Source organism: Oricola thermophila (assembly GCF_013358405.1).
In the GTDB taxonomy this organism is placed as follows: domain Bacteria; phylum Pseudomonadota; class Alphaproteobacteria; order Rhizobiales; family Rhizobiaceae; genus Oricola; species Oricola thermophila.
Map to the genome: position 1 here is coordinate 1575502 of NZ_CP054836.1, position 16837 is coordinate 1592338.

The following is a 16837-nucleotide window of genomic DNA, read 5'->3' on the forward strand; positions in this document are numbered from 1 at the left end:
GCGCAAGTCGAGGTCAAGCGGATAGAAGTACCGGTCCAGCGGGAAATCCTATTCGCCGGCCTGTGACGCAGCGGAACGGCGCGATGCGACTGCCAGAAGCCCGAGCAATGTCAGACAAAAGGCGGCAACGGGAAAGACGATCCAGTTGAGCATTTCCCAGCCAAAGACATTCAGCGTGAAGCCGGACATCAGCGAGGCGAAAGCGACCGTGGAGAACAGCAGGAAGTCATGCAGACCCTGCACCTGGTTCTTCTCGCTGGCATGATAGGAGTCGGTCAGCATCGCCGTCGAACCGATGAAGGCGAAATTCCAGCCGACCCCGAGAAGGACCAGCGCCGTCCAGAACTGCCAAAGCGCGATGCCCGACAGGGCGACGACAGAGCAGCCGACCAGCAGGAGCATGCCGACGGCAACGATGCGTTCCTTGCCGAACTGCGCGATCAGGCGCCCGGTCACGAAGCTCGGCGCAAACATCGCCATGACGTGGAAGGAAATGCCGAGCGCGGCCTCGTCCGTCGTGAAGCCGCACCCCACCATCGCCAGCGGCGCGCCTGTCATGACGAAGCTCATCAGCGCATAGGATCCGACGCCGCAGGCAAAGGCGACGATGAAACGCGGCTGAAGAATGATCCTGGCAAGCGGCCGCGGCGGCGGCCCGGAAACCGCATTCTCGCCCACCTTGTCCCGGCCGACATTCAGGGTGGACAGTATGCCGACACCGAGCAGACCGAGCCCGATCAAGGCCACGAAAGCACCCGCATATTGGACCGGATCGAACAGGTCGCGAGTCCACACGACGGCCTGGGGGCCGATGACCGCGGCAAAGACCCCGCCGCCGAGGACCCAGGAGATAGCCCTCGGCCTGAAACGGGGCGGCGCATTGTCTGCGGCCGCAAAACGGTATTGCTGCACGAACGACCCGCCCATGCCGATCACGAGCAGGCCGGTGGCAAACAGCCAGAAATTGAGCTGGAACAGCGCGATCGCCGCAATGGCACCGCCAAGCGCCGTCACCATCGCGCCCGACATGAAGCCGACGCGGCGGCCGAGCATGCGCATCAGCAACGCGGCCGGCAGCGCACCGAGCGCGACACCGACATTGAACCCGGTGACCGGCGCGGTGGCGAAGGACGGGTCGGCATCGTTCACGACGAGCAGATATTGCCCGGCCAGCCCGCCAAGCGAAATCGAGATCGGCGCAGCCGCCCCGACAACGGATTGCGCCACTGCAAGCGTGAGCGCCGTGCGCCTGGCCGCTGCCTCCCGTATTTCGCCGTCTGTCGTCATGTCCCGGCCCGTTTCTCCTTCGCGATCCTGTCGAGCACCGCATTGACCATCCTCGGCTCTTCGCCCTCCTCGTAGAAGGCGCGCGCGATGTCGACATACTCCGAAATCACGACGGCGGGCGGAACGTCCTTGACCGCGGTCAATTCCCACGCCCCTGCCCTGAGTATCGCGCGCAACGTCGAATCCAGCCGCGAAAGCGGCCAGTCGCCGGTCAGCGCGTTGCGAAGGACCGGGTCGAGCTGCTTCTGTTGCGCAACAACGCCGGACAGGATCGACCTGAACCAGCCAGGATCGGCCTCGCGATACAGCAACCCGTCGATCTCCTTGCCGAGACGAAAGGCCTCGTACTCGGCGGCGGTCTCAAGCACGCCGCTTCCCGACAGGTCCATCTGGTAGAGCGCCTGCACGGCCGCCAGACGCGCCGCGCCGCGCTTGTTGGCCGGCTTGGCGGCCGGTTTTTTTCGGGAATCAGTCATCGACACTCATCTGCCGGCGCAGTTCAATCATCGTCAGGGCGGCCCTTGCGGCGAATCCGCCCTTGTCCTTCTCCTCGCGGCGCGCCCGCGCCCAGGCCTGCGCCTCGTTCTCCACGGTGAGAATGCCGTTTCCGATGGCCACGGCCCCGTCAACGGCGAGTTCCATCAAGGCACGGCTGGATTCGTTTGCGACGATTTCGAAGTGATAGGTCTCGCCACGAATGACGACGCCCAGCGCAACGAATCCGTCATAGTGGCGGTCACCCTCGATCGCGAAGGAGATCGCCGCCGGAACTTCGAGTGCGCCCGGCACGGTGACGACATCCCAGGTCGCGCCGGCCTCTTCGAGCGCAGCTGTCGCGCCCTCGAGCAGCGCTTCGGACAAGCCCTCGTAGAAGCGCGCTTCCACGATCAGCAAATGCGGTGCATCATCGGCCATGAAGGGGAACTCCGGAGCGTTTGGGTTTCGGGCGGTGGCCTACGCCTCTTTGGCGTGGTCCGCAAGGCGATTCATGTAGCGTTCGACATAGCGCGCCATCTGGTCGACCTCCAGGTTCACTGCGTCTCCCGCGGCCCGCTCGCCCCAGGTCGTCACCGCCAGGGTATGGCGGATCAGCAGCACATCGAACACGTCGCCTTCCACCGAATTGACGGTCAGCGAGGTTCCGTCCAGCGCCACCGATCCCTTCGGCGCGATGTAACGGGACAATTCCGCCGGCGCCTCGATCCGGAAGCGGACCGCCTCCCCCTCCTCCTCGCGCCCCAGGATTACCGCCTTGCCGTCCACGTGGCCGGACACCATGTGCCCGCCGAACTCGTCGCCCGCCTTCATGGCGCGCTCGAGGTTGATGCGCGTGCCCTCCTGCCAGGCGGAGGCGGTGGTGAGCCGCAATGCCTCCTCCCACGCCTCGACCTCGAACCAGCGCTCGTTGGAACCGGTGTCCGGCAAGGCGACGACCGTGAGGCACACCCCGGCACAGGCAATCGAGGCCCCGATCTCAATGGTGGCAGGATCGTAAGCCGTCCCGATGCGTATCCGCCTGCCCTTCGGGCGGTCGGTCACGGCGGCTATGCGGCCTATGTCGGTAACGATCCCGGTAAACATCACTTCTCCTGCACGAATTCGAAACAACGATCGGCACCGAACCTCCATTTCCCTGCGGGAACGTAGCCCGCCGGAAGGCTGGCGCGCCCGACGGGCGCGGCAATGCCGTTCGGACCAATCCTAACATCGCTCTCGAACAGGAGGATACGATCCGCCAGCCCCTCGTCGAGAAAGGCCCGGGCGACACCGGCTCCGCCTTCCACCAGAAGATTCGTGATCCCCAGTGCCGCGAGATCCTCGAGCAGCTCGGGCAACGCCACGCGGCCCTCATGCTCCTCGCAGGCGATCAGCCGCGCACCCGCACCTTCGAGATGCCGCGCATTCCCCGACTCCGGCGCAATCGTCGCAATGGCAAGCGGGGCCAGATCGATCGAGCGCACCAGCCGCGATTCAAGAGGCAGGCGCGCCCGGCTGTCGAGAACGATGCGCATGGGCGAGCGGTCGCCAAGTCCGGGCAGCCGGCAGGTCAGCTGCGGATCGTCGGCCAGTGCCGTGCCGATGCCGACCAGAATCGCGTCATGTTCCGCCCGCATCACGTGGCTTTGCGCGCGGGCGACCTCTCCGGTGATCGGGACCTGGCCTTCGCCTTCCCGGCCGATCATGCCATCGGCCGACACCGCCAGTTTCAAGGTCAACCGGCAACGCTTCCTCGCGGAACGGGTCAGGTAGCCGGACAGGACCGATCCGGCCTCGTCGGCCATGACTCCGGATACAACCTCGATACCCCCGTCGCGCAGGATCCGGTAGCCGTTTCCCGACACGCGCGGATCGGGATCGGTCGCCGCGGCCACGACGCGCGCCACGCCTGCCGCCACCAGCGCCTCTGCGCAGGGCGGCGTGCGTCCGTGATGAGCGCACGGCTCCAGCGTCACATAGGCCGTCGCACCGCGCGCGCGCTCGCCCGCCTCGGCAAGCGCGATCGTCTCGGCATGGGGACGACCTCCGACGGCGGTCACGCCGCGGCCGACGATGACCGGGCCGTCGCCCGTGTCGGCCACGATCAGCGTTCCGACCGACGGATTGGTTCCGGTGCGGCCAAGGTGACGGCGCGAGTAGCGGATGCAGGCCGCCATGAAACGGCGGTCGAGTTCGGTCGTGGTGTCCATAGCGGCGCGAAAGTGGAGCTATTCCACGCCCGGCGCAAGCGGCTCTTCGTCCTCCGGCGGCAAATTGCCGCCGAGTTCGCCGAGGAGATCCTGAAAGTCCTGCGGATCGCGGAAGTTCTTGTAGACGGAGGCGAAGCGGACATAGGCGACGTCGTCCATGCCTTTCAGCGCCTCCATGACCAGCGTTCCGATATGCTCGGCAGCGATATCCTGCTCGCCGGAACTTTCCAGCTGACGAACGATGCCGGAAACGGCGCGCTCCACCCTCTCGGGATCGATCGGACGCTTGCGCAATGCCACCTCGAACGACCGGGCGAGCTTGTCCCGGTCGAACGGCACCTTGCGACCGCTCTTCTTGATCACGTAGAGATCGCGGAGCTGGACGCGCTCGAAGGTCGTGAATCTGCCCCCGCAATCCGGACAGACACGGCGTCGGCGGATCGCCACCCCGTCTTCCGCGGGGCGACTATCCTTAACCTGCGTATCCAGGGACTGGCAAAACGGGCAGCGCATGTGCGCTTGCTATCCCAAGTAGCCGTAGAGCGGGAAGCGCTCGGTCAGCGCAATCACATCTTTTTTCACGGCGCTCTCGATGCCCGAATTGTCGCCGTCCGGTCCCGCCTGCCTCAAGCCGTCGAGAACGCGGGCGATCATCGCGCCGATCTCTCGGAATTCCGCGGGGCCGAAGCCGCGGGTGGTCCCCGCCGGTGTGCCGAGCCGGATACCGGAGGTGACGAAGGGCTTCTCCGGGTCGAAGGGAATGCCGTTCTTGTTGCAGGTGATGTTGGCCCGTCCCAGCGCCGCCTCTGCCGCCTTGCCGGTGACGGTCTTCGGGCGCAAGTCCGCAAGCATCAGGTGATTGTCGGTTCCGCCCGAAACGATGTCGATACCGTTCTGCTTCAGGCTGTCGGCGAGCGCCCGCGCGTTGGCGACGACATTCTGCGCATAGGTCTTGAATTCGGGGCGCAGCGCCTCGCCGAACGCAACGGCCTTCGCGGCGATGACATGCATCAGCGGACCTCCCTGCAAGCCGGGGAAAACGGCCGAGTTGATCTTCTTCGCGATCGCCTCGTCATTGCACAGGATCATGCCGCCGCGCGGCCCGCGCAGGGACTTGTGCGTGGTCGTGGTGACGACATGGGCATGGGGAACCGGCGACGGATGGACTCCGCCTGCGACAAGCCCCGAAATGTGCGCCATGTCGACCATGAGATAGGCCCCGACCGAATCGGCGATCTCCCGGAAACGCTCCCAGTCCCAGAAACGCGAATAGGCGGTGCCGCCGGCAATGATCAGCTTCGGCTTGTGCTGCTCCGCCCTGGCGGCGATCGCGTCCATGTCGAGCAGATGGTCATCCTCCCGCACGCCGTAGGACACGACGTTGAACCACTTGCCGGACATGTTCACCGGCGAGCCGTGGGTCAGGTGCCCGCCGGAATTCAGATCGAGTCCCATGAAGGTGTCGCCCGGCTCCAGCAACGCCAGGAATACCGCCTGATTCATCTGCGAGCCGGAATTGGGCTGGACGTTGGCAAAATTGCATCCGAACAGCTTCTTCGCGCGCTCGATGGCAAGTTCCTCGGCGATGTCGACGAACTGGCAGCCGCCATAGTAGCGCTTGCCCGGATAACCCTCGGCGTACTTGTTCGTCATCACCGAGCCCTGCGCTTCGAGAACAGCGCGGGAAACGATGTTTTCCGATGCGATCAGCTCAATCTCGTGGCGCTGGCGACCCAGCTCCTTTCGGATAGCGTCAAATATCTCGGGGTCACGTTCGGCCAGCGTTTCGGAGAAAAACGCATCCGAATACGCATTGGAGTTGGCCGCGGCGTTCTGGGACATCGGTTTCATTCCTTTCCGGGAAACGGGAGAAATCCATTAGCGCGGGCGCATTATCACGTATCCCGCCGCACTTCCATTGCCTGATCGCGAATTGGTTCCAGCCGGTTCCCGACAGCCGGAAAAAGAAAATGCCGGCACGAGGCCGGCATGGAAGAAGGCCCGACGCAAGACGGTCAGAGCGTGGTCGAGGTCAGCATCAGCTCATCGACACCGTCGCGTCCGTATATGTCGTCACGGAAATGGACCACGCCATCGCCCGTCGACCACGCGGATATGTAGACGAAATACACCGGAACCGGCTCGACGAGTGCGACTTCGGTGTTCTCGCCGGTCGCGATCACCTCCTCGATGCGGTTCCGCGTCCAGCCGGGCGTGTCACGCAGCAGCCAGGTCGTCAGCTCGCGCACATTGTGGACGCGAACGCATCCGGAGGATTCGAACCGCAGCAACTTGCCGAACAGGCTCTGCTGTGGCGTGTCGTGCATGTAGACCGCGTGCGGATTGTGGAAGTTGATCTTGGTCGATGACATCGCGTTGATCTTGCCGGGATCCTGGCGAAACCGCAGGTTCACCGCCTCGTTCGTCGACCAGTCGACCAGTTCCGGCGGCACCTCGTTTCCATCCCGGTCGAACAGGCGAATCGAGTTGCGCGTCAGATAGGTCGGATCCTTGCGCATCAACGGAATGATGTCCTTTTCGATGATCGACTTCGGCGCGGTCCAATACGGATTGAGAATGACCTCGTGGATCTTCGAATTCAGGATCGGCGTCTGGCGATCGATCTTGCCGACAATGGCCTTGTGGTACTGCGCCACGCGACCGTTTTCCACGGCTTCGATCTCGGCCGCCGGAATGTTCACCACGACATAGCGATCGCCAAGGAAACCCGACATGGAACGCAGCCGGACAAGGTTGGTCTCGAGCTGACCGAGCCGGATATCCGCCGGCACGTTCAGCGCCGCGAGCGTCACATTGCCGATGATGCCATCGGCAGGCATGCCATGGCGCTGCTGGAAGCGCTTGACCGCTGCATCGAGAAACGTGTCGAAGACCGGGCTGTCGCCAGAATTGCGCGGCAGGTCGCCGGATATCATCAGGCGGCGGCGCAGCTGGCGCACCGCCGGATCGCTCGAACCGACCGTGACGCGCTGGGTCAGGTTCACATGAGGCCACCCGCCCTGCATGACAATGCCGCGATAGGTGCCGATCGCACGCTCGACATAGGACACGGTCGCCGGGCTCAGGATCGGCTGGCGGGACTTCACTTCCGGCGCCCTCGTCCCGACCGCGTCAAACTGGTCGTCCCAGTTGCCGCGCCGGGGGGACTGGAAGATCTCGTTCAGCGTGTCCTGGGACCTTGCCGGAACTATGCCCGCAGCAATCGCGCCTACGATCCCGGCATTCCTGAGGAAAGAGCGACGGCTGGTTTTTCCGGTTCCGTTCATCGATCACCTGCGTGTGCGCATTCAAGGGTACAGACCACCCGGTCTTATTGTGCCCGGCTGGTAACAACGTCAACTTAACAAAGCGGAAACCACATTCACGGTTCCGCGAGCGAGAAAGCAGCGATTGCATGATGAACGCTGTGCTCTTCGTCACGCCCGCCGTTGCCGCCGCAGTGTTCACAGGAATATGGCCAATCCGTGTCGCGAAACGGTATGCCGGCCCCGAGCGGCCAACCCGAACGGCAAGAGGGGCGCGGTTGCCCGCACCCCTCTCGACAATGCGCCGGCAGGCCAGAGATTCAGAGACGATAGAGAATCGTGTCGTTCCAGAAGCGATCAAGACGCTGCATGGCGCGGTTCATCGCCTGGAATTCGTCGGCACCGATACCGCCGACAGCCTCGATGGAAAGGATGTGCCGGTTGTAGAGCTCGGCAACGATATCGGCGATCTCCTTGCCCTTCTCGGTCAGGCTGATGCGTACCGAACGACGATCCGTCTTGGACTTCTCGTGATTCACGAAGCCGAGCTCGACGAGCTTCTTGAGGTTGTAGGAAACATTCGAGCCGAGATAGTAGCCGCGCGAACGCAGTTCACCGGCAGTCAGCACGCTGTCGCCGATATTGAACAGCAGAAGCGCCTGAACGGCATTGATATCGGAGCGGCCGGCACGATCGAACTCGTCCTTGACCACATCAAGCAACCTGCGATGAAGACGCTCAACAAGTTGCAGGGATTCCAAGTAAAGATCGCGAACTTCTTGCTCAGACGGCTTGTCGGGCTTTGCGCCCACCATATTGGTCGCATTCATCATGATCTTATTGCCTCTCTGTTATGCCGGTGATTGTTTTTTCTTCTCACCGTTGAGGGGCAAACTACCGAATGCGAATAAAATTCGACTTAAACGCCAGAGTTAACAGGCGATTACCAGACACACCTTTCCAAACGTCCTTAATATTCGTTTAATCGTTCGCGGAAGCGCCGGACCGCCAATATGACGATGAAAACGAAAAGCACCGACAGCGCACCAACTAGGCCGGCGACCAGTCCGGGCCGGGACATGTAGCGGTCGGCCCATATGCCGTAGATCGATATCTCGATGAGGCAGGCGAAGGTCCAGAGCACGATTCCCCAGGAGGTCAGCGTCCAGAGTCCCATCGAAGCCACAGGCAACAGGACCGCGAGCGTCACGCAAGGCACCTTCCAGTGCACCGGCAACCGGTCGAAGCGCGGCAGGGAGTCATTGTCGAGACCGATCAACTGGGCCCAGTAGGACAGGCCGGCGATCATGGCGACAGCCGCCATGGCGCGCAGGAACCACACAAAGACCGCCTGCACGACGGATTGCTGCTGTTCCCTTATCTCGCCGGTGAGCAATGCCACGAGGTTCCCCCCTTCGCCTTTCCCGGTGCGTCGACCAATGGCAATAGCCGATTTGCCATGCTAGGCAAACCCGCATCGCAGACAGAAACTGGACAGGACTTGACGATGAGAAGCGTCGATGAGGTTACCGGCAGCAGGCGCCTGCGCCGCATGCGCAAGACGGATTGGGCACGCCGACTGGTGCGCGAGACCGAGCTGACGGTCAACGATCTGATATGGCCGATCTTCCTGATAGAGGGGGAAGACGCCGCCGAGGACATCGCGGCGATGCCGGGCGTGCAGCGGCTGACTGTCGACCGAGCCGTCAAGGCTGCCGAGGCTGCCGCGAAACTCGGCATTCCCGCGATTGCCACATTCCCCAATGTCGCAATGGAAAAGCGCGACACGACCGGCAGCCACGCGCTCGACGAGGACAACCTGATCAACCGTGCGACAAAGGCTATCAAGGCTGCCGTTCCGGAAATCGGGATCATCACCGACGCGGCGCTCGACCCGTTCACCGATCACGGCCATGACGGGATCCTGCGCGACGGCGTCATCGTCAACGACGAATCGGTGGAACAGATCGCCAGGGCCGCCGTCGGCCAGGCCGCCGCGGGCTCCGACATCATCGCGCCGTCGGACATGATGGACGGTCGGATCGGCGTGATCCGCGACGCACTCGACGAGGCCGGTTTCCAGGACGTGGCGATCATGTCCTACGCCACCAAGTTCGCCTCGGCCTGCTACGGCCCCTATCGCGAGGCGATCGGCACTTCGGGACTGCTGAAGGGTGACAAGAAGACGTATTACATCGACCCCGCCAATACCGAGGAAGCGCTACGCGAGACGGAAGCCGACATCGAGGAAGGCGCCGACATGGTCATGGTCAAGCCGGGCCTGCCCTATCTCGACATCTGCCGGAGGGTGAAAGAGACCTTCCAGCTCCCGACATTCGTCTACCAGGTGTCCGGTGAATACGCGATGATCGAGGCGGCGGCGGCCAATGGCTGGATCGACGGGGAACGGGTGATGCTCGAGAGCCTGCTTGCCTTCAAGCGCGCCGGATGCGACGGCATCCTGACCTATTACGCGCCCCGCGTTGCGGAAATCCTGGGCAGCGGCGCCTGACCAGCCGCCCTTGATAATGCCGGCGGGCGATCCCACGTCGGAGACGGAAAGGATCGCCCATGCCCTACACACAGACCCAGGCCTCCCCGCAGGATTTTCCGGACCGCTACGACGACTGGCGGCTGTTCGAGGGCGTGCGCACGCGGCGCATCATCGCCTTCCTCATCGACTACGCGATGGTAGCCATCCTGATCATCATCGCAGTTCCGCTGATTTTCCTGCTCGGCATCGCCACCTTCGGGATCGGATGGCTGCTCTACGCGATCCTGACTCCCTTGGTTGCGCTCACATATGTCGGCTGGTCGGTGGGCGGGCCGTCGCAGGCAACGATCGGCATGCGGATGGCGGGCATCCGCCTCAAGCGCTACGACGGCCGGCGGATCGATTTCGTGACCGCGGTTGTCCACGCGGTGCTGTTCTGGGCCTCCGCCGCCATCTTCATGCCGCTGCTTCTCGCGCCGCTGTTCCTCGAACACAAGCGGACATTGCACGATCTTGCCCTCGGCATCGTTGCCGTGCGGTCCCAGGACTGAACAGAGATGCGCATCTATTGACCTTTCGACCGATCTCGCCAAATCTGATGCGTGAAGCGAGACTGGCGGCATGACACAGCATTCCCCGAAATCACCGCAGTTCTTCCTGACGTCGCCGTCGCCGTGCCCCTATCTGGAGGGGCAGTACGAACGGAAGGTGTTCACGCACCTGGTCGGGGAGAAGGCCGGGGAGATGAACGACCTGCTCACCCAGGGCGGGTTCCGCCGCAGCCAGAACATCGCCTACCGTCCCGCATGCGAAACCTGCCGGGCCTGCGTGTCGGTGCGCATCCTTGTCGACGGCTTCGCGCCCTCGAAGAACATGCGCCGCATTCTGAGGGTCAATGACGACCTTGTCGGCACGGAACACAAGGCAGAGCCGACAAGCGAGCAATACTCGCTGTTCCGCCGCTATCTCGATGCCCGCCACAAGGAGGGCGGCATGTCGGAGATGACCGTGCTCGACTACGCGATGATGGTGGAAGACACGCATGTGCCGACCGCGGTCATCGAGTACCGCAAGCGCGGTCCGGACAGCTTCGTGACCGGGCGTGGCGAAGGCCCCCTCGTCGCCGTCGCCCTGTCCGACAGGATGTCCGACGGCTATTCGATGGTCTATTCCTTCTACGACCCGGACATGCCCGAGCGGTCGCTGGGCACATGGATGATCCTCGACCACATCTCGAGGGCGCGGGCGCGCGGGCTGCCGCACGTATATCTCGGCTACTGGGTCGAGGGTTCGCGCAAGATGGAATACAAGACTCGCTTCCGGCCGCAGGAGCATTTGACCTCGGCCGGATGGGAACTCTACAAGGGCTGACTTTTCGTTCCCAGCGGCTTCGACGTTCATGTCCCCCCATCAAAAAGGCCTGCTGCTGACCGGCATCGGCGGCTTCGTGCTCACCTTCGACATACCCGTCCTGCGGCTTGCTGCCGCCGACATCTGGACCGTGCAATTCGTGCGCTCGGGACTCGGGATCGGCGTGGCGCTGCTGGTCTGGGGCATTGCCGGATTGTGGCGGAAACGGGCCATAACCTTTCTGCCGGGACGAACGGGCATCATCGTCGCCGCGCTCTACGGTTGCTCGGCGGTCCTGTTCATCGGAGCCGTGTTCAACACCGCAGCGGCCAATGTCGTGTTCATCCTCGCCTTCAACTCGATGTTCGCCGCACTGCTCGGCTGGCTCGCGCTGGGCGAGCGGCCGCACCGCGTCACGCTGGCCACGATGGCGGTCATGATGGCCGCGGTCACGCTGATCGTCGGGGACGGGCTGAGGACGGGCAACTATCTCGGAGATCTCATGGCGCTGGCAGCGGCGTTCCTGATCGCCATTGCCATCACGATCACCCGCAAGAGCGGCCGGGACATGGGATTCGCCCCGATGGCCGGCGGCGTGATCCCAGCCTCCATCGCCGCCGTGATGCTGGCCGCGGGCGACGCCGGGCAACTCACGGTCGAGGCGCCGTGGTGGCTGATCCTCAACGGCGCCATCCTGATCCCCGTCTCATTCTGGCTGCTGGCGACCGGGCCGAAATATATCAGCGGCCCGGAGGTGGCGATGTTCTACCTGCTCGAGACCGTGCTGGCACCGGTGTGGATCTGGCTGATTTTCGGGGAAACCCCGACGGCGGCCACCCTGACCGGCGGCGCGATCCTCGTCACCGCTCTCGCCGCACACAGCGCCTGGCAATTCGCGAGGCAGCGCGGGCGGCAGGCGGAAGCGGTCAGGAGCGCAGCTTCGTGAAACGGCCGCGAAGGTAGCCGAGCGTATCCTTCAGGGTCGAGTCGAATTCCAGAACCCGACCGATCAGTATGTCGTGATCGCCCGCCTCGACGACATTCTCCAGCGAACAGTCAAGCCAAGCGGCCGCGCCTCCGATCACCAGCCGGCCGGTGGGCAGCCGCTCGACCGGCAGATCGGCGAAACGTTCCTCCTGGCTGCCGCGGGTGAAGCGGTTCGCTATATCCTCCTGATCGGCGCCAAGGATGCTAACCGTGTAACCGCCGCCATGAACGAAGGCGTCGTGACTGGCGGCCGCGCGGCGCACGCTCCACAGGACCAGCGGCGGCTCCAGCGAAACCGTGTTGAACGAGTTGCAGGTCATCCCGAGATCCGCGCCGCCATGGCGGGTCGTCACGACGGCAATGCCGGTCGCAAAACAACCCATCGCCCGCTTCAGGTCGGCGTGGTCCATTTCCCCGATCTCGAGACGGGCGTCCGCGTTCATTCTGTCGGTGTTCCTCAAGGGACTTCCTTGCCTTCGGCGCGTTTTCCATGTTCGCGCCGCACATTCGCGTTCGCGAGCGTTATCATGACCGCGAGATGCGCGATAATCCGCCGCTTTGCAACCACCTGGGCGGCAGGCGGACGCGCAGGAGCGACCGACCGGCCCCGATTCGGGGACCGAGTGGCGGATATGGCCCCGAATTCCGCCGAGACAAGGCTTCCGGCACAGAATGCCTTTCGGCAGCGGGAACCAACAGCCTTAACAATTCCTCAATACCTGATGGTGATTATTCGCCGTCAGATTTGCCAGCCGGCCGGCCCGGCCACAATTGCGAGAAGACCTTTGCCCTGTTCCGGGGGCGCATCCATGTTCAGATCAGATATCATTCTCAAGTCCTCGCCCGACGGCACACCCGAGGTATCGACCGGATCGGCAACGGTCGTCGAACCGATTGATGACGATCTTGCCGGTTCGCACGGAACCGGGCCGGTCGCTTTCGTTCCACCGGCAACCGGCATCCTGGAACCGGCAATCGTTTCGGCCCTGCAGGAAATCCTCCGATTCAAATCGACGCCACGCAACGGCGGCAACATCGTGGACAGCCTCGCCAAGCTGGAACGTTGCGCGCGCGATGCAGACGACCCCGCAGCCAGGCAAATGGCCGAACACGCCCGCGCCGCAACCATGACCCGCAAGTCGATCCTGGACGAGATGCGGAGCGGCGAATGGCTCAGGCGCGGCGACCGGGCCGAACGCGAAGCCAATATCCGAATGGTCGAGGCGATGCGCAGCGGTTCGGCCAGCGTGCTCGACCTGGAGGACATCGGGCTGCGATCCCGCGGCATCTACACCATCCATTTCACGGCGACCGGCACATTCGCCGGCGTGTCATCGGAGATCGTGGCCGATTTCGATGCGATCGCCCGCTTCCAGGAGCGGAGCTTCCTGCGCAGCGGCGACGGCTCGATGACCGACAAGGCGACCGGGCGAAACGCCAACTTCATTCAGGACGGGCACAAGTTCCTGTACGTGGTGTGGCCGTAACGGACCGGTCATCCTGCCGCCCGAACCAGTCATCGAGGAAATCCGAATACCAGGCCTTCAGTGCCGCATCGTGCGCGGCAAAGCCGGCATCCTGCTGCTCCACCGACTGCGTCCCCGGCCTGCCGACAAGCGACGCGAACTCTTCCTGCCACTGGTCGAGGATCGGCCGCGTCACCTCCGGGTGAAACTGCAACGCCACCGCGGTGCCATCCGCAACGAAGGCCTGGTTGGGGAAAAGATCGCCCCGGGCAAGCGGCGTGACGCCGGACGGCATCTCCCAGCCCTGGGAATTGCCGGCGAGAACCTTCATGCCCTCCAGGAACCACGCCCTGCCCTGCTCGGTGGGCAGCAGGTCGTAGAAACCGAGGGCGGTGCAGCCCTCGGGGTGGAAACCGACCCGCGCGCCGAGCACGTGGGCCAGGATCTGAGAACCGAGACAGATGCCGACGGTCCTCACGCCCTTCGCCATCGCCGCCTCGGCGAATCGAAACTCGTCCAGTAGGTAGGGCGCCTCGTCGGTTCGGGTGACGTACTGCGGGCCGCCCATCACCATGACGCCCGCCTCATCGCCGGTCAGCTCGGGCAGTCTCTCTCCCCGCCAGGGCTCGACCACCTGCACATCGAAGCCGCGCGCGGCGAGATGCCGCCGGCCGAAATCGGGCTCGGCCAGATCCCAGTGTTCAATAACGATAATCTTGTGTTTCAACGCACGCGCCGACTCAACCATTCATGCCAGTCGCGTTCCGTACCATTGAAAACATTCAGGTCAATATGGGTGGACACGCCTTTTGCGCGACCGGTGCCGGAGTATTGCCAGAACACCCAGTCGCGGCCCGGATAGACCTTTTGCGGATGCTCGGCGACGGCGCGCAGCCAGAAGGGATAGTCGCGGAACCGGCCCTGCAGGTTGTCGCGGTAGAAGTCCGGCGAGGTGTAGATGATCGGGCGCTGGCCGTAGTGACGCTCCAGCGCGTCGAGGAAGACCTGCATCTTCTCGAGAATGTCCGACTTGTCCGGCCGGTGCTTGCAGGTGCGCGAGTGGGAGTTCCATTCCACGTCGAGAACCGGCGGCAGGGCACCCGCCTCCTTCGGCACGTTGCGGATGAACCATTTCGCCTGGTCGCGCGCGGTGCGGCACCAGTAGAAGAAGTGATAGGCGCCGCGCGGCACGCCGGCCCGCTTCGCCTCGATCCAGTTGCGCCTGAAGGCGTCGTCGACGTGATCTACGCCTTCGGTCGCCTTGATCCATGCGAAGTTGGCGCCCTGCTTGCGCAGGGTGTGCCAGTCGATGTCGCCCTGCCAGCGCGAGACATCGACGCCGTGAACCGCGAAATGCCTCGGAGTGACCCGGCCGAAACTGACCGGCTTGGCATCGGAGAATCTTGGCGGATGGATCCTGCTCACCGCGGAACGGATCGCCCCGGACGGCGCGACGAAGGCGACTTCCTCCTTCGGCAGGACCTCGGGCGGAAACAGGGCGGAGCGCGCCGGCGATTCCGGCGTGCTGCCAGCCAGCGCGGTAACGGGTGCCCCCTCACCGACCGGTGCCGGGGGCGCGGGCGCAGTGATGGAACTCACCGTCTCGCCGGAGGGCGCGATGTCGAGCACATCCATCTTTGAGGACGCCGTGCAGCCGCCGAGCGCGGCGGCAAGGACGGCCGGAAGGAGAAAACGCATGTTCACCCGATACGCGAAACTGTTTGAGGTCCTTCGCCATTCGCGGCGCAACCCTCAGCGTTAACGGAACTTTACTAAGGCCGAGTCAATTCGAATGATTAACGAACGGTAAAGCCCGAATGCCCCTCGCCTGCCCCGCTCGGGAGACAGTGACGCGCGCCACCATTCCCGCGTCCCGTCTCCGGAAGCGGGTTCACCCGTCCGCGCGCAGCTTCTCCGCCGTCAGGGATCGCCGTTCTCGGCCCAGACCGCCACGCGGTGGCATTCCCTCAGAACCTCGTCGATGGCGTGGCGGTTCCGCTTCCGGTGCCCCGGCGGCGGGCCGGGGCGCAGCGCGGTGTAGATCACCCGGCGGCTGTCCGGCGGGCGGTGGCGGACGCGCGCCTCGTGGCGGGCAAGGCGTCGCGCCTCGTTCTGGATGTTGTCCAGCGCCATGCGCGCCGAAACCAGGCGGCGCAGCAGGGTCGCGGCCGGGACGTCATCGCCCGGCAGGCGCATTTCGGGTTCCGGCTCCGGCGGGCGGCGCATGTAGACCGGGAACGGGTTGTCGCCCAGCAGGCGGATGCGCGGGCGCGTGCGTGCGTAACGGCGCCGGGGGCGGGTGAAATCGAAGCGCTTGCGCGGATCGACCAGCGGGAAGGCCGGGATGGGGCCGAGCGGCACCGGCCCTTCCGGCTCTTCCTCCGGTTCCGGCTCGGGATCGGGGATGATGCGGATGTTGGCCAGCCCAAGGTTCACCGGTACGCGGACGAGCTGCGGGGCCGATGCCGCGGCCTCTTCCGGCAGCGGCGGCTCGGGGCGGATGGTGACGGTGACGGGGGTGGCGGGTTCGCTCCTCCCCTCTCCCCTCGCGGGAGAGGGTGGCGCGCGCAGCGCGTCGGGTGAGGGGGAAACGGCGTTTGCCGGTTTCACCGGCCCTCCGCCATCGCGCCCCGTCTTCGGCTTCAAGGCAGGCGCATGGCGGACCTGCACCTCGATGTCGCGCGCGGCGATCACGATCAGGCGACGCACGGCGGCCTCGGCGGAGCGCAGGATGCGGCGGACGTGGAGAACGGCGTAGCGCGGCAGGGTGGCCGGGAGGACCGATGGAGGGGCGAACGAGCCGGCGTCGGCCTCGGGGGCGGCAACGGGACCGGACGCGGGTTCGGCAGCCGTCTCGAAATCCAGCCCGGCGAGCACGAACAACTCACGCAGGATGCGCAGCAGGTCCCTGCGGTTCCTTTCTATCGCCAGTGCCCAGTCGAACTGCATCGCCTGCCTCCACGCCGCACCATGCGGCGCGAACAAGGATAGATGCGTGGCGGGAACGGTGGACCAACCGGGTGCCCCGAAAATGGAGAGTCTTTCGGGAACAATGTGTTAGCGGCGAAAACGAACAGATTTCATCCACCGCGGACGGGTTCCCTTCCTGCCCGCCCGGCGCCCACCGCCCTTTCCGTGCCATGTCCGGCGGACATACCGGGCAGCCGGGAACTGCCGGATCCGAAAAGATTCCCGGACTCCTTTACTTCAGACGGGCGGGCGCGCAGGCGCGAAACCTGCTACACCGGACGCTCGTCCGGACGCCTTTCCTGCAATTTCCCGTTCCCGATGATGCACCGA

Annotated in this window: 19 protein-coding genes; 5 read left to right on the top strand and 14 right to left on the bottom strand. The window is 64.4% G+C overall.

Features of this window, described 5'->3' with window-relative positions; translation table 11 throughout:
* Positions 1-48 precede the first annotated feature (48 nt).
* The 10 genes from HTY61_RS07660 to HTY61_RS07705 all read right to left on the bottom strand — a co-directional run bounded on the left by HTY61_RS07660 (position 49) and on the right by HTY61_RS07705 (position 8642).
* Positions 49-1287 (bottom strand): MFS transporter, encoded by a 1239-nt coding sequence (locus HTY61_RS07660; protein ID WP_175276231.1) that lies wholly within the window; start codon positions 1285-1287, stop codon positions 49-51.
* Positions 1284-1763 (bottom strand): transcription antitermination factor NusB, encoded by a 480-nt coding sequence (nusB, locus tag HTY61_RS07665; protein ID WP_175276232.1) that lies wholly within the window; start codon positions 1761-1763, stop codon positions 1284-1286. The genes HTY61_RS07660 and nusB overlap by 4 nt, the downstream gene beginning before the upstream one ends.
* Positions 1756-2202, bottom strand: a complete 447-nt coding sequence (locus HTY61_RS07670) for a 6,7-dimethyl-8-ribityllumazine synthase (protein ID WP_175276233.1) — start codon at positions 2200-2202, stop codon at positions 1756-1758. The genes nusB and HTY61_RS07670 overlap by 8 nt, the downstream gene beginning before the upstream one ends.
* A 39-nt stretch (positions 2203-2241) precedes the next feature.
* The gene (locus HTY61_RS07675) at positions 2242-2868 is read right to left on the bottom strand and encodes a riboflavin synthase (protein ID WP_175276234.1); all 627 of its coding nucleotides are present in this window, start codon (positions 2866-2868) and stop codon (positions 2242-2244) included.
* The gene (gene ribD / locus HTY61_RS07680; protein WP_175276235.1) at positions 2868-3974 is read right to left on the bottom strand and encodes a bifunctional diaminohydroxyphosphoribosylaminopyrimidine deaminase/5-amino-6-(5-phosphoribosylamino)uracil reductase RibD; all 1107 of its coding nucleotides are present in this window, start codon (positions 3972-3974) and stop codon (positions 2868-2870) included. The genes HTY61_RS07675 and ribD overlap by 1 nt, the downstream gene beginning before the upstream one ends.
* An 18-nt stretch (positions 3975-3992) precedes the next feature.
* Entirely contained in the window at positions 3993-4487 is a 495-nt protein-coding gene (nrdR, locus tag HTY61_RS07685) for a transcriptional regulator NrdR (protein WP_175276236.1), read from the bottom strand.
* Positions 4488-4496: 9 nt separating this feature from the next.
* Positions 4497-5816, bottom strand: a complete 1320-nt coding sequence (gene glyA, locus HTY61_RS07690; RefSeq protein WP_175276237.1) for a serine hydroxymethyltransferase — start codon at positions 5814-5816, stop codon at positions 4497-4499.
* 173 nt (positions 5817-5989) lie between these two features.
* Positions 5990-7261, bottom strand: a complete 1272-nt coding sequence (locus HTY61_RS07695) for a L,D-transpeptidase family protein (RefSeq protein ID WP_175276238.1) — start codon at positions 7259-7261, stop codon at positions 5990-5992.
* 299 nt (positions 7262-7560) lie between these two features.
* A complete protein-coding gene (gene ldtR, locus HTY61_RS07700; protein ID WP_175276239.1) occupies positions 7561-8073 on the bottom strand; it encodes a transcriptional regulator LdtR in 513 nt (170 codons plus the stop codon).
* Positions 8074-8210: 137 nt separating this feature from the next.
* A complete protein-coding gene (locus HTY61_RS07705; protein WP_175276240.1) occupies positions 8211-8642 on the bottom strand; it encodes a DUF6163 family protein in 432 nt (143 codons plus the stop codon).
* 105 nt (positions 8643-8747) lie between these two features.
* Between HTY61_RS07705 and hemB the strand changes: the two genes are divergently transcribed.
* The 4 genes from hemB (at position 8748) to HTY61_RS07725 (ending at position 12030) form a co-directional block, all read left to right on the top strand.
* Positions 8748-9752 (top strand): porphobilinogen synthase, encoded by a 1005-nt coding sequence (gene hemB / locus HTY61_RS07710; protein ID WP_175276241.1) that lies wholly within the window; start codon positions 8748-8750, stop codon positions 9750-9752.
* Positions 9753-9811: 59 nt separating this feature from the next.
* Entirely contained in the window at positions 9812-10285 is a 474-nt protein-coding gene (locus tag HTY61_RS07715) for an RDD family protein (protein WP_175276242.1), read from the top strand.
* 70 nt (positions 10286-10355) lie between these two features.
* Complete coding sequence (locus HTY61_RS07720; RefSeq protein WP_175276243.1) at positions 10356-11105, top strand: arginyltransferase; 750 nt, start codon at positions 10356-10358, stop codon at positions 11103-11105.
* Between the two features lie 28 nt (positions 11106-11133).
* The gene (locus tag HTY61_RS07725) at positions 11134-12030 is read left to right on the top strand and encodes a DMT family transporter (protein WP_175276244.1); all 897 of its coding nucleotides are present in this window, start codon (positions 11134-11136) and stop codon (positions 12028-12030) included.
* Here HTY61_RS07725 and HTY61_RS07730 read toward each other — a convergent pair.
* The gene (locus HTY61_RS07730) at positions 12011-12514 is read right to left on the bottom strand and encodes a flavin reductase family protein (protein WP_175276245.1); all 504 of its coding nucleotides are present in this window, start codon (positions 12512-12514) and stop codon (positions 12011-12013) included. The two genes, HTY61_RS07725 and HTY61_RS07730, sit on opposite strands and share 20 nt — an antisense overlap.
* Positions 12515-12880: 366 nt before the next feature.
* Between HTY61_RS07730 and HTY61_RS07735 the strand changes: the two genes are divergently transcribed.
* Positions 12881-13558 carry a hypothetical protein gene (locus HTY61_RS07735; protein WP_175276246.1) on the top strand — a complete coding sequence of 226 codons (678 nt, stop codon included), beginning with the start codon at positions 12881-12883 and terminating at the stop codon, positions 13556-13558.
* On the opposite strand, the gene HTY61_RS07740 is transcribed toward HTY61_RS07735, so the two are convergent.
* From HTY61_RS07740 to HTY61_RS07750, 3 genes are all read right to left on the bottom strand, one after another.
* Complete coding sequence (locus HTY61_RS07740; RefSeq protein WP_175276247.1) at positions 13515-14264, bottom strand: glutamine amidotransferase-related protein; 750 nt, start codon at positions 14262-14264, stop codon at positions 13515-13517. The genes HTY61_RS07735 and HTY61_RS07740 overlap by 44 nt on opposite strands.
* Positions 14261-15235, bottom strand: a complete 975-nt coding sequence (locus HTY61_RS07745) for a glycoside hydrolase family 25 protein (protein WP_175276248.1) — start codon at positions 15233-15235, stop codon at positions 14261-14263. Before HTY61_RS07745 ends, HTY61_RS07740 begins: the two co-directional genes overlap by 4 nt.
* Before the next feature lie 222 nt (positions 15236-15457).
* On the bottom strand, positions 15458-16486 hold the full coding sequence (locus HTY61_RS07750; RefSeq protein WP_175276249.1) for a hypothetical protein: 1029 nt from the start codon (positions 16484-16486) through the stop codon (positions 15458-15460).
* Positions 16487-16837 lie beyond the last annotated feature (351 nt).